The organism is Microbacterium sp. H6 (assembly GCF_003314775.1).
Classification (GTDB): Bacteria; Actinomycetota; Actinomycetes; order Actinomycetales; family Microbacteriaceae; genus Microbacterium; species Microbacterium oxydans.
In genome coordinates this window covers 43,896-56,035 of record NZ_QOAY01000060.1, presented here as the reverse complement: position 1 = coordinate 56,035, position 12,140 = coordinate 43,896, and the positions used below count along the sequence as shown (strand labels likewise).

Sequence of the window (12,140 nt, the reverse complement as noted above, 5' to 3'; positions counted from 1 at the left end):
ATCCGCGTGGGTGACCTCGATCATCCGTCGGCGCATCTACCGTCTCGAGCCGCATCAGATCGCCGCCCTCGTCAAGAACCAGGAGACGACGTTGCACGGTCTCAGCGAAGGGGTCATCACGGTGGACGACGGCGGACGGATCACGCTCGTGAACGACGCCGCCGCCCGCTTCCTGGGCCGAGACGCGGCTGACCTCGACGGTGAGCCCGCCGCCGACGCGCTCGGCGAGGAGCTCACGACCGTGCTCCGAGAGGGCGAGTCGGCCGGACGGCCGGTGATCGTGGGGTCGCACGTGCTCGTCGCCCGGAGCACCGGAAGCGATGCGGGCACCGGTGGCATCGGCGCGACGCTCCTGCTGCGCGATCACACCGAGCTGCACGACGTGGTCCGCCGCGTGGAGGCGGCGGATGCCATCATCGCCTTCCGACAGCGGCTCGGCCTGCCCAAGGGCCTCAGCGCGGAGACGCTCGACCGGGTCTCCGCCGCCCTCGTCGCCCGCCCCGATGCGTCGGCGACCGAGATCGGCGAAGACCTCGACATCTCGCGCGTCAGTGCCCGCCGCTACCTCGAGCACCTCGCCGCGTCCGGCAGTGCGACGCGCTCCCTCGACTACTCGACCAAGGGCCGCCCGAGCACCCGGTATCGCGCCGCCGTCTGACTCTCGGACGTACGCCATTCCCCTGGGACGCAGTGCCATTGTGTGCGACACTGGATCGCATCCGACGACGTCGTCAGCCTGCCCGGATCGAAGGAGATCTCATGGTTCGCAGTACCTATCCCGATGTGGAGATCCCCGAGGTCTCCATCCACCAGTTCCTCTTCGGCGACCTCACCGACGCCGAACTCGACACCGTCGCGCTCGTCGACGGCGTGAGCGGCGCGACCACGACCTATCGTCAACTCGTCGGGCAGATCGATCTGTTCGCCGGCGCTCTCGCGGCGCGTGGGGTGGGAGTCGGCACGACGGTCGGGGTGCTCTGCCCCAACGTCCCCGCTTTCGCGACCGTGTTCCACGGCATCCTCCGCGCGGGGGCGACGGCCACCACGATCAACTCCCTCTACACGGCGGAGGAGATCGCGAATCAGCTCACAGATGCCGGCGCGACCTGGGTCGTGACGGTCTCCCCGCTCCTCCCCGGAGCTCAGGCCGCTGCCGAGAAGCTCGGCTTCGACGCCGATCATGTGATCGTGCTCGACGGCGCGGACGGACACCCATCGCTCGCTGCACTCCTCGGCGAAGGGCACCCGGCACCGGCTGTGTCCTTCGACCCGTCCACCCACCTCGCCGTGCTCCCCTACTCCTCGGGAACGACCGGACGCCCGAAGGGCGTGATGCTCACGCACCGCAACCTGGTCGCGAACGTGTCGCAGTGCGGCCCGGTGCTCGGCGTCGATGCGAGCGACCGGGTGCTCGCCGTCCTGCCCTTCTTCCACATCTACGGCATGACGGTGCTGCTGAACTTCGCGCTGCGACAGCGCGCCGGACTCGTCACGATGCCGAAGTTCGACCTTCCCGAGTTCCTGCGCATCATCGCCGAGCACCGCACCACGTGGGTGTTCGTCGCTCCCCCGATCGCGGTCGCCCTTGCGAAGCACCCGATCATCGACCAGTACGACCTCTCCTCCGTGAAGGTCGTCTTCTCCGGCGCCGCCCCTCTCGACGGAGCACTGGCCTCGGCGGTGGCCAACCGGCTGGGCTGTATCGTCACCCAGGGCTACGGCATGACCGAGACCAGTCCCGCGGTGAACCTCACCTCCGAGACACGCACCGACATCGACCGCTCGAGCATCGGTCCCCTCGTTCCGAACACGGAAGCACGCCTCGTCGACCCCGAGTCGGGCGAGGACGTCACGGTGCCCGACTCGGGAACGAGCGAGCCCGGTGAGCTGTGGGTGCGCGGCCCCCAGGTGATGGTCGGGTACCTCAATCGCCCGGATGCCACGGCGGAGATGCTCGACGCCGATGGTTGGTTGCACACCGGCGATGTCGCGACTGTCACGCACGACGGCATCTACCGGATCGTCGACCGGCTCAAGGAGCTCATCAAGTACAAGGGCTATCAGGTGGCACCCGCCGTGCTGGAAGCCGTGCTGCTCGAGCACCCCGCCATCGCCGATGCGGCCGTCATCGGTGCCTTCGATGAAGACGGGCAGGAGGTGCCGAAGGCGTTCGTCGTCCGTCAGCCGAGCGCCGACCTCGATGCGGAGTCGGTCATGGCGCACGTGGCCGCACACGTGGCACCGCACGAGAAAGTCCGGCAGGTGGAGTTCATCGATGTGATCCCCAAATCGAGCTCGGGGAAGATCCTGCGCAAGGATCTGCGCGCGCGCTGACGACGTCGCCCGGAACACGAAGAAGCCCGCCACCCCGAAAGGGCGGCGGGCTTCTTCATGAGCGAGTGCTTACTCGGACTTCTTCTCGACAGCGTCCTCGGCAGCAGCCTCAGCGGCTTCGCCTTCGGCCTGCGACTCGGCGCCGGCCTCGACGGTCTCGTCGGCGGGAGCCTCCTCAGCGGGAGCCTCCTCGACGGCCTCAGCCGGCTTCTCGGCCTTCGGAGCAGCAGCCTTCTTGGTCGACTTCGCCTTCGGGGTGACGGGCTCGAGGACGAGCTCGATCACGGCCATCGGAGCGTTGTCGCCCTTGCGGTTGCCGACCTTCGTGATGCGGGTGTAGCCACCCTCACGGTCCGCGACGAGCGGCGCGATCTCGGAGAACAGGACGTGCACGACTTCCTTGTCACCGATGACCGAGAGCACGCGACGACGCGCGTGCAGGTCGCCACGCTTGGCGAACGTGATCAGTCGCTCGGCGAGCGGACGAAGGCGCTTGGCCTTGGTCTCGGTCGTCTTGATCGACTTGTGGGTGTAGAGCGCCGCCGCGAGGTTGGCAAGCATCAGGCGCTCGTGGGCGGGGCCGCCTCCGAGGCGGGGACCCTTAGTGGGCTTGGGCATAATCGTCTAACTCCTGGTCAGAAAGGTCGGGTATCAGAAGGACTCGTCTTCGCTGCCGCCGTAGAAGTGGGCGCCGTCGAAACCGGGCACCGAATCCTTGAGCGACAGACCGAGCGAGATGAGCTTGTCGCGCACCTCGTCGACCGACTTCTGGCCGAAATTGCGGATGTTCATGAGCTGCGTCTCCGACAGGGCGACGAGCTCGGAAACGGTGTTGATGCCCTCACGCTTCAGGCAGTTGTACGAGCGGACCGACAGGTCGAGGTCCTCGATCGGCATCGACAGCTCGCTGGAGTTCACTGCCTCCACCGGCGCCGGGCCGATCTCGATGCCCTCGGCCTCGACGTTCAGCTCGCGGGCGAGACCGAACAGCTCGGTGAGCGTCTTCGCAGCCGAAGCGACGGCGTCGCGGGGGCTGATCGCCGACTTGGTCTCGACATCCAGGACGAGCTTGTCGAAGTCGGTGCGCTCCCCGGCACGGGTCGCGTCGACGCGGTAGCTGACCTTGAGGACCGGCGAGTAGATCGAGTCGATCGGGATCTGACCGGCCTCGGCGTACTCGTTGCGGTTCTGCGTCGCCGAGACGTAGCCACGGCCACGCTCGATGGTGAGCTCGAGCTCGAACTTCGCGGTGTCGTTCAACGTCGCGATGACGAGCTCGGGGTTCTGCACCTCGACACCGGCCGGAGCCGAGATGTCAGCGGCGGTGACTTCGCCCGCACCGGTCTTGCGCAGGTACGCGGTGATGGGCTCATCGCGCTCCGACGAGACGACGAGCTGCTTGATGTTGAGGATGATCTCGGTGACATCCTCCTTCACGCCGGGGATGGTGCTGAACTCGTGCAGCACGCCGTCGATGCGAACGCTGGTGACAGCAGCACCGGGGATCGACGACAGCAGGCTGCGGCGCAGCGCGTTGCCGATCGTGTAACCGAAGCCGGGCTCCAGAGGCTCGATGATGAACCGGCTACGGTTCTCGACGATCTTTTCCTCGGTCAGTGTGGGACGCTGTGCAATAAGCACTCTGTGTTCCTTTCGATCACATGCCCGCTATATGACATGTGGTGGGGTGAGGTTTTGAGTTGTGGAAGTCGATGCCCGCACGCGGGCGTCGAGCCGCTCAGACCGCGAAGGGACCGAGCGGCTCGACACGCGAATCAGACGCGGCGACGCTTCGGCGGACGGCAGCCGTTGTGTGCCTGCGGGGTGACGTCCTGGATCGAGCCGACCTCGAGGCCTGCGGCCTGGAGCGAGCGGATCGCGGTCTCGCGGCCGGAGCCCGGACCCTTCACGAGGACGTCGACCTTCTTGACGCCGTGCTCCGCAGCCTGACGGGCAGCGGACTCGGCAGCCATGCCGGCGGCGTACGGGGTCGACTTGCGGGAGCCCTTGAAGCCCACGCCACCCGACGATGCCCAGGCGATGACGGCGCCGGACGGGTCGGTGATCGAGACGATCGTGTTGTTGAACGTCGACTTGATGTGGGCCTGGCCCAGCGCGATGTTCTTCTTTTCCTTGCGGCGCGGCTTGCGCGCGGCGGCCTTGGGTGCAGCCATGAAAGTGTTCTCCTAGTCCCTGGGGCCGCGCTTAGCGGGCCTTCTTCTTGCCTGCGACGGTGCGCTTCGGGCCCTTGCGGGTACGGGCGTTGGTCTTGGTGCGCTGACCACGGACCGGGAGACCACGACGGTGGCGGATGCCCTCGTAGGAGCCGATCTCGACCTTGCGGCGGATGTCTGCTGCAACCTCGCGGCGCAGGTCACCCTCCACCTTGTAGTTGCCTTCGATGTGGTCGCGGAGGGCGATCAGCTGGTCGTCGCTGAGGTCCTTCACGCGGATGCTCTCGTCGATGTCCGTCGCCTTGAGGATCTCGACCGAGCGGGTACGGCCGACGCCGTAGATGTAGGTAAGGGCGATCACCACGCGCTTGTCGCGCGGGATGTCAACGCCGGCAAGACGTGCCATGCGGTTCTCCTGGGTGTTGTGGAGGTGTGGAACAGGATCGGTGCCCGGGCCTCCGCCCCGAGGTGTCCCCCGCATGCGCGGGTTCTGATCCTGCCGTTGTGTATTCAGTTGTGAGATGTGCGTGAGCGGTACCGCACAGCGCGGGCCCGTCGATCAGACCGGCGGGCCCGCCAGGGACTCAGCCCTGGCGCTGCTTGTGACGCGGGTTGCTCTTGCAGATCACCATGACGCGGCCGTGACGGCGGATCACCTTGCAGTGATCGCAGATGGGCTTGACGCTGGGGTTGACCTTCATGATGTTTCCTGTTCGCTGTCTTCGTACCGCCCCCGGCAGGGGCAGGCCGTTACTTCTCGACCGATCAGCGGTAGCGGTAGACGATACGGCCGCGGGTGAGGTCGTAGGGGCTGAGCTCCACGACCACGCGGTCCTCGGGGATGATGCGGATGTAGTTCTGCCGCATCTTGCCGGAGATCGTTGCAAGGACCTTGTGTCCGTTGCTGAGCTCAACGCGGAACATCGCGTTGGGCAGAGCCTCGGAGATCACGCCCTCGATCTCGATGACACCGTCTTTCTTAGCCATAGCCTCGCTGACGCTTCTGCAGATCGGTCGATCTGCGGTGGGTGATGGGATTGCGGTACTGCGCCGACGGACACGCCGAATCAAGGCACAAAGCACCAAAGATCTATGTTAGACGCTCCGGAGCCATCGGGCAACTCGACCGCGTGCGGCGGACGAGCAGCGGACTCAGCTGATCAGGTCGGTGAACTTCTTGAGGTCGGCCTGGTCCTGCAGGTTGAGGCGCGTTCCGTTGATCTCGACCGTCGGCGTTCCCGCGATCTCGTGCGACTTCGCCTGGGCTGCTCCGAACTTGCGGTACGTCTCATCGGTGATGCACGACACGGCGTCGTCTGCGCCGACCTGCGTCGCGAAGCCCGCGAGCTGGTCGTTGGTGAGACCCGAGGTGTTCTCCGCAGGCTGGTTCTCGAACAGTGTCTTGGCGAAGTCGAGGTACAGCTCCGGGTTCGACTCCGCGACGCACACCGCGGCACCGGCCGAGCGCGACGAGTACTCGGTCCCCTGCGAGAACCGGTCGAGGATCGCGATGGGGTGGTACTCGAGGGTGATACGACCGTCGGCGGCCGCAGCCTCCAGCTGTCCACCGAACTGGTCCTCGAAGGTCTTGCAGACCGGGCACTGGAAGTCGACGAACACCGCGATCGTGTCTTCGCCGTCCCCGAACGAGATCGCCCCGGTCTCGGAGTTGAACGTGTCGTTGGCCTTGGGCGTCGCACCGGGCGCGGTGGCCTGGTTGTTGAGGAACACCACGAGACCGCCGATCGCCACCAGCACCACGACGACGGCGATCGAGACGCCGATCGCGAACCAGTTGGTGTTGCTCTTCGCCGCTGCCATTACTTTCCGATCTCTCGAGGCTCTACCCCGAACGGGGCGAGTCCGGCTCTTCCTCCATCGGGCGCGGTGAGCACCCAGATACCCCCATCATGCAGGGCGACGCTATGTTCCCAATGGGAGCCGTCCGTACCGTCCACCGTCGTGACGGTCCAGTCGTCCTCCTCGATGAAGGTCGCATCTCCGCCGGCGGTGACCATGGGCTCGATCGCGAGCACCAGACCGGGCTTCAGGTCTTCGCCACGGTCGGGCGTGCGGTAGTTGAAGACGCTGGGGGCCTCGTGCATCTTGCGACCGATGCCGTGACCCACGTACTCGCGCAGGATGCCGTAGGGCTCGCCCGAGACCGCTGAGGGCCCCTGAGCCTCGATGTAGTCCTGGATGGCCGCACCGATCTCGTCGATGGACGAGACCGAGGCCATGGCGGCGATCCCGGCCCACATCGACCCCTCGGTGACGCGGGAGAGCTCTTCGCGCTGGGCGACGAGCTCCGGGCGCTCCGGGTCGGGCACGACGACCGTGATGGCGCTGTCGCCGTTCCACCCGCGGAACTGCGCACCGCAGTCGACCGACACGATGTCTCCCGGCTGGAGCACCCGCTCCCCCGGGATCCCGTGCACGACCTGCTCGTTCACCGAGATGCAGGTCGTGTGGTGGTAGCCGCGCACCAGCTGGAAATTCGACTCGGCGCCGCGGGCGAGGATGGTGCGGTTCGCCACGGTGTCGAGTTCGAGGGTGGTGACCCCGGCCTTGATCAGCGGGCGGACGGCGTCCAGTGCCGCTGCCGTGATCAGCCCGGGCTCCACCATGGCCCGCAACTGAGCCGGGGTCTTGTAGATCGACCGGCGGAACATCTCAGGAGGTGGAGACCGCGGGACGCAGGCCGCGCGCGGCCAGAGCCTGTGCGATGCGCTCGGTGATCTCGTCGAGCGAGCCGACGCCGTCGATGCGGTCGACGATGCCCTTGGCGCCGTAGACCTCAAGGATCGGGGCGGTCTCGTTCTCGTAGATGTCGAGACGGTGACCGATGGCCTCGGGGGTGTCGTCGGAGCGTCCCTGCTCGGTCGCACGGAGCGTCAGACGCTCCAGGCTCTCCTCGCGGGGCACGTCGAGGAGGATGACGGCGTCGAGCGCCTCGCCCCGTTCGGAGAGGAACGACTCGAGGTGGTCGACCTGTGCGGTGTTGCGCGGGTAGCCGTCGAGGAGGAAACCCTGCGCGGCGTCCTCCTGCGACAGACGGTCGCGCACGATCTCGCTGGTCAGCTCATCCGGAACGAGGTCACCCTTGTCGAGGATCGCCGTGACCTGCTGGCCGAGCGGCGTTCCCTCCTTGATGTTCGCGCGGAAGATGTCGCCGGTCGACACGACCGGGATGCCGTAGGACTCGGCGATCCGCACGCCCTGCGTGCCTTTGCCCGAGCCCTGCGGGCCGACGATGAGAAGACGTGCGGAAGCTGTCATCGGAGGAGCCCTTCGTAGTGTCGCTGCTGCAGCTGCGCATCGATCTGCTTGACCGTCTCGAGACCCACACCGACGATGATGAGGATCGAGGCGCCGCCGAACGGGAAGTTCTGGTTGGCGCCGACGGTGGCCAGGGCGATGAGCGGGATGAGCGCGATCAGACCGAGGTAGAGGGAGCCGGGGAGCGTGATGCGGGTGAGCACGTAGTCGAGGTACTCGGCCGTCGGACGCCCCGCACGGATGCCGGGGATGAACCCGCCGTACTTCTTCATGTTGTCGGCGACCTCGACCGGGTTGAAGGTGATCGCCACGTAGAAGTAGGTGAACCCGATGATCAGCAGGAAGTAGGCCGCCATGTACACGGGGCTGTTGCCGGTCGTGAAGTTCGTCGTGATCCAGGTCACCCAGGCCGCCGGAGTAGATCCGTCCTGCGGGGTGTTGAACTGCGCGATGAGGGCCGGGATGTACAGCAGCGACGAGGCGAAGATCACGGGGATCACACCCGCCATGTTCACCTTGATCGGGATGTAGGTGTTCGTGCCGCCGTAGGTGCGTCGACCGACCATGCGCTTGGCGTACTGCACGGGGATCCGTCGCTGGGATTGCTCGACGAACACGACGAGCCCCATCACGATGATCCCGACCAGCAGCACGAGCAGGAAGACCTCGAAGCCCTTGGTCTGCCAGATCAGACCCATGGCGCCGGGGAACGTCGCGGCGATCGAGGTGAAGATGAGCAGCGACATGCCGTTGCCGATGCCGCGCTCGGTGACGAGCTCTGCGAACCACATGATCAGACCCGTACCGGCCGTCATCGCCATGATGATGAGCAGCTGCGCCCACCACACGTCGTTCGTCAGAAGCTGCTGGCAGGCCGCGAGGTCGGTGGTTCCGAAGAGCTGGCCGCTGCGCGCCACCGTGACGAGAGTCGTCGACTGCAGCAGCGCGAGGGCGATCGTGAGGTAACGCGTGTACTGCGTCAGACGGGCCTGACCGGCCTGTCCTTCCTTGTGCAGCGCCTCGAAGTGCGGGATGACCACGCGCAGGAGCTGCGTGATGATCGTCGCGGTGATGTACGGCATGACACCGAGCGCGAAGATCGACAGCTGCAGCAGTGCACCACCGGAGAACAGGTTGACCAGCCCGAGCAGCCCATCGGTGCCGGCGTTGGCGGCGAGACACTCCTCGACGTTCGGGAAGTCCACGAACGGAGCCGGGACGTTGGAGCCGAGTCGGTAGATCGCGACGATGGCGAGAGTGAAACCGATCTTCCGCCGCAGGTCTGGGGTGCGGAAGATCCGCGCGATGGCGCTAAACAAGGACGTTCCTCCTGAAAAGGTTGCCGATTCCCGAAGGACGGCTGAAAGACCAGGGTAACGCAAACCGGGCTTCCCGGAATTCGCCACCGATACCAGGCCCGCCGGATGCGGCCCCAGAGCAAGGTCTCGGAGTGTGAAACCACAAGAGGGGCCGGAGAATCTCCGGCCCCTCTTGCTGTGCGGTTACTTGACGGATCCGCCGGCCGCGACGATCTTCTGCTCGGCAGAACCCGAGACCTTGTCGACCGAAACGGTGAGCTTCACGGCGATGTCGCCGTTTCCGAGAACCTTGACCTTCTCGTTCTTGCGAACGGCACCCTTGGCGACCAGGTCGCCGACGGTGACGTCGCCACCCTTCGGGTACAGCTCCGCGAGCTTCTCCAGGTTCACGACCTGGTACTCCACGCGGAACGGGTTCTTGAACCCGCGCAGCTTCGGGGTGCGCATGTGCAGCGGCATCTGCCCACCCTCGAAGCCGACGCGAACGGTGTTGCGCGCCTTGGTGCCCTTGGTTCCACGACCAGCGGTCTTACCCTTGGAACCCTCACCACGGCCGACGCGAGTCTTGGCGGTGTTGGATCCGGGGACCGGACGCAGGTGGTGCACCTTCAGCACGCCGGGGCGGGATGCCGGAGCATCCTTCGCCGGCGTCGCCTTCTTGGCGGCAGGCTTCTTGGCAGCGCCCTCAGCCTTCGCGTCGGCGGCAGCGGTCTTGGCCGGAGCCTTCTTCGCAGCCGGCTTCTTCTCGGCGGCAGCCTTGGGAGCCGCAGCCTTCTTCGGGGCCTTCTCAGCCTCGACGGCCTCGTTCTTCTCGGCCATTAGTCGATCTCCTCAACCTTGACGAGGTGGGCGACGGTCTTGACGTAACCACGCGTCTGCGCGTCGTCGGGGCGGACGGTGGTGTCACCGATCCGCTTCAGACCGAGGCTGCGCAGCGTGTCGCGCTGGTTCTGCTTCTCGCTCACCTTGGACTTGATCTGCGTGACCTTCAGTCGCGCGGCCATCAGGCACCTACCTTCTGTGCGGCGATGGCGTCTGCCTCGGCGCGCACGAGACGCGCAGGGGCAACCTGGTCGAACTCGAGGCCACGACGTGCGGCGACCGCACGAGGCTCCTCGAGCTGCTTCAGGGCGGTGACCGTCGCGTGCACGATGTTGATCGTGTTCGACGAGCCGAGCGACTTCGACAGCACGTCGTGGATACCGGCGCACTCGAGCACGGCGCGGACCGGACCACCGGCGATGACACCGGTACCGGCGGCAGCCGGACGGAGCAGGACCACACCGGCGGCCGCCTCACCCTGCACGGGGTGCGGGATGGTGCTGCCGACGCGCGGAACGCGGAAGAAGTTGCGCTTGGCCTCTTCGACACCCTTCGAGATCGCCAGAGGGACCTCGCGGGCCTTGCCGTAGCCGACACCGACCAGACCGTTGCCGTCACCGACGACCACGAGGGCGGTGAAGCTGAAGCGACGACCACCCTTCACGACCTTCGAGACGCGGTTGATGGTGACGACGCGCTCCAGGAACTGGTTGTCGCCGCGGTCACGGGAGTTGCGGTCACGACCGCCACCCTGGTTGCGGTCGCCACGGCCGCCGCGGCGGCCGTCACGCGAGTCGCGAGCCGGCTCGGCCTGCGTGGTGCCGGCAGCCGTCTCGGAAGTGGCAGCAGCCGCTTCGGTCACTTCGTTCTCCTTGTTGTCACTCACAGTGCCAGACCCCCCTCGCGGGCGCCGTCGGCGATGGCGGCGACACGACCGGCGTAGCGGTTGCCGCCACGGTCGAACACTGCCTCGGAAACGCCGGCAGCCTTCGCACGCTCGGCGAGGAGCTCGCCGACCTTGCGGGCCTTGGCGGTCTTGTCACCCTCGAGCGAGCGCAGGTCGGTCTCGAGCGTCGAAGCCGACGCAACGGTGTGACCCTTGCTGTCGTCGACCAGCTGCACGAAGACGTGGCGGGCCGAGCGGTTGACGACGAGACGCGGACGCGCCTCGGTGCCGACGACCTTCTTGCGAAGGCGGGCGTGACGACGCGCGCGGGCGTCAGACTTTGACTTGAGAGCCATGGTTACTTACCACTCTTTCCGGCCTTGCGACGCACGTTCTCGCCGGCGTAGCGCACACCCTTGCCCTTGTACGGCTCGGGCTTGCGGATCTTGCGGATGTTGGCAGCTGCCTCGCCGACAGCCTGCTTGTCGATCCCGCTGACGGTGAGCTTCGTGGTGCCCTCGACCGTGAGCGTGATGCCGGCGGGCGGGTCGATCAGGACCGGGTGCGAGAAGCCGAGGGCGAACTCGACCGAGCTGCCCTTCTGCTGCACGCGGTAACCGGTACCGACGACCTCGAGACCCTTGGTGTAGCCCTGGGTCACGCCGATGATGTTGTTGTTGATGAGCGTGCGGGTCAGGCCGTGAAGCGACCGCGACTCGCGCTCGTCGTCGGGACGGGAGACCAGAACCTGGTTCTCCTCGACCGCGACCTCGATGGGGCTGGCCACCGTGAGGGTGAGCTCACCCTTGGGGCCCTTCACCGCGACCTCACGGCCGTTGACCGAAACGGTCACGCCCGCAGGAACGTCGATGGGAAGTCGTCCAATACGCGACATTTCGAATTACCACACGTAGGCGAGAACTTCTCCGCCCACGCCCTTCTGCTCTGCCTGACGGTCGGTGAGAAGACCGGAGGAGGTGGACAGGATCGCCACGCCAAGGCCGCCGAGGACCGTGGGGAGCTCGGTCGACTTCGCGTACACGCGGAGACCGGGCTTCGAGACGCGCTTGATGCCAGCGATGGAGCGCTCACGGTTGGGACCGTACTTCAGCGTCAGCGTGAGGTTCTGTCCGACGCGGGCGTCAGAGGTCTCCCAGCCGGCGATGTAGCCCTCCTGCTGGAGGATCTGAGCGATGTGCGTCTTGAGCTTGCTCGACGGCAGGGTCACGGAATCGTGGTGCGCCGAGTTCGCGTTGCGCAGACGGGTCAGCAGATCTGCGACCGGGTCTGTCATTGTCATTGTTGTTTTCCTTTGTTCATGAGGTT

The 12,140-nt window shown here is 66.3% G+C and carries 18 protein-coding genes; 2 read left to right on the top strand and 16 right to left on the bottom strand.

The window, feature by feature from the left end; all coding sequences use genetic code 11:
- Both DSP71_RS23075 and DSP71_RS04040 read left to right on the top strand, forming a co-directional pair.
- A partial coding sequence (locus DSP71_RS23075; protein WP_258546248.1) for a PAS domain-containing protein occupies positions 1 to 658 on the top strand: 658 nt, incomplete at its 5' end.
- A 101-nt stretch (positions 659 to 759) separates the two neighbouring features.
- Positions 760 to 2,334 carry an AMP-binding protein gene (locus DSP71_RS04040; protein ID WP_113680410.1) on the top strand — a complete coding sequence of 525 codons (1,575 nt, stop codon included), beginning with the start codon at positions 760 to 762 and terminating at the stop codon, positions 2,332 to 2,334.
- A gap of 69 nt (positions 2,335 to 2,403) precedes the next feature.
- On the opposite strand, the gene rplQ is transcribed toward DSP71_RS04040, so the two are convergent.
- The 16 genes from rplQ to rpsH form a co-directional block, all read right to left on the bottom strand.
- Entirely contained in the window at positions 2,404 to 2,952 is a 549-nt protein-coding gene (gene rplQ / locus DSP71_RS04035) for a 50S ribosomal protein L17 (RefSeq protein WP_113680409.1), read from the bottom strand.
- 33 nt (positions 2,953 to 2,985) lie between these two features.
- Entirely contained in the window at positions 2,986 to 3,975 is a 990-nt protein-coding gene (locus tag DSP71_RS04030; RefSeq protein WP_021201111.1) for a DNA-directed RNA polymerase subunit alpha, read from the bottom strand.
- Between the two features lie 134 nt (positions 3,976 to 4,109).
- Positions 4,110 to 4,508, bottom strand: a complete 399-nt coding sequence (gene rpsK, locus DSP71_RS04025; protein ID WP_017829189.1) for a 30S ribosomal protein S11 — start codon at positions 4,506 to 4,508, stop codon at positions 4,110 to 4,112.
- Between the two features lie 31 nt (positions 4,509 to 4,539).
- A complete protein-coding gene (rpsM, locus tag DSP71_RS04020; RefSeq protein ID WP_017201568.1) occupies positions 4,540 to 4,914 on the bottom strand; it encodes a 30S ribosomal protein S13 in 375 nt (124 codons plus the stop codon).
- A gap of 178 nt (positions 4,915 to 5,092) precedes the next feature.
- Entirely contained in the window at positions 5,093 to 5,209 is a 117-nt protein-coding gene (gene rpmJ / locus DSP71_RS04015; RefSeq protein WP_005050492.1) for a 50S ribosomal protein L36, read from the bottom strand.
- 64 nt (positions 5,210 to 5,273) lie between these two features.
- Entirely contained in the window at positions 5,274 to 5,495 is a 222-nt protein-coding gene (gene infA, locus DSP71_RS04010) for a translation initiation factor IF-1 (RefSeq protein ID WP_017201569.1), read from the bottom strand.
- A 165-nt stretch (positions 5,496 to 5,660) separates the two neighbouring features.
- Positions 5,661 to 6,329, bottom strand: coding sequence for a thioredoxin domain-containing protein (locus tag DSP71_RS04005; protein ID WP_046747824.1), 669 nt, complete (start codon positions 6,327 to 6,329; stop codon positions 5,661 to 5,663).
- A complete protein-coding gene (gene map / locus DSP71_RS04000) occupies positions 6,329 to 7,180 on the bottom strand; it encodes a type I methionyl aminopeptidase (protein ID WP_113680408.1) in 852 nt (283 codons plus the stop codon). Before map ends, DSP71_RS04005 begins: the two co-directional genes overlap by 1 nt.
- Position 7,181: 1 nt before the next feature.
- Complete coding sequence (locus tag DSP71_RS03995; RefSeq protein WP_058632584.1) at positions 7,182 to 7,787, bottom strand: adenylate kinase; 606 nt, start codon at positions 7,785 to 7,787, stop codon at positions 7,182 to 7,184.
- Entirely contained in the window at positions 7,784 to 9,106 is a 1,323-nt protein-coding gene (secY, locus tag DSP71_RS03990) for a preprotein translocase subunit SecY (protein WP_046747821.1), read from the bottom strand. The genes DSP71_RS03995 and secY overlap by 4 nt, the downstream gene beginning before the upstream one ends.
- Positions 9,107 to 9,289: 183 nt before the next feature.
- Complete coding sequence (gene rplO, locus DSP71_RS03985) at positions 9,290 to 9,925, bottom strand: 50S ribosomal protein L15 (RefSeq protein ID WP_061016850.1); 636 nt, start codon at positions 9,923 to 9,925, stop codon at positions 9,290 to 9,292.
- The gene (gene rpmD, locus DSP71_RS03980; protein WP_017201575.1) at positions 9,925 to 10,110 is read right to left on the bottom strand and encodes a 50S ribosomal protein L30; all 186 of its coding nucleotides are present in this window, start codon (positions 10,108 to 10,110) and stop codon (positions 9,925 to 9,927) included. Before rpmD ends, rplO begins: the two co-directional genes overlap by 1 nt.
- Positions 10,110 to 10,790 (bottom strand): 30S ribosomal protein S5, encoded by a 681-nt coding sequence (gene rpsE, locus DSP71_RS03975; RefSeq protein WP_269430495.1) that lies wholly within the window; start codon positions 10,788 to 10,790, stop codon positions 10,110 to 10,112. The genes rpmD and rpsE overlap by 1 nt, the downstream gene beginning before the upstream one ends.
- Positions 10,791 to 10,810: 20 nt before the next feature.
- Complete coding sequence (gene rplR / locus DSP71_RS03970) at positions 10,811 to 11,170, bottom strand: 50S ribosomal protein L18 (protein ID WP_017201578.1); 360 nt, start codon at positions 11,168 to 11,170, stop codon at positions 10,811 to 10,813.
- 2 nt (positions 11,171 to 11,172) lie between these two features.
- On the bottom strand, positions 11,173 to 11,709 hold the full coding sequence (rplF, locus tag DSP71_RS03965) for a 50S ribosomal protein L6 (protein ID WP_045264646.1): 537 nt from the start codon (positions 11,707 to 11,709) through the stop codon (positions 11,173 to 11,175).
- A gap of 6 nt (positions 11,710 to 11,715) precedes the next feature.
- Entirely contained in the window at positions 11,716 to 12,114 is a 399-nt protein-coding gene (gene rpsH / locus DSP71_RS03960) for a 30S ribosomal protein S8 (protein WP_021201117.1), read from the bottom strand.
- Positions 12,115 to 12,140 lie beyond the last annotated feature (26 nt).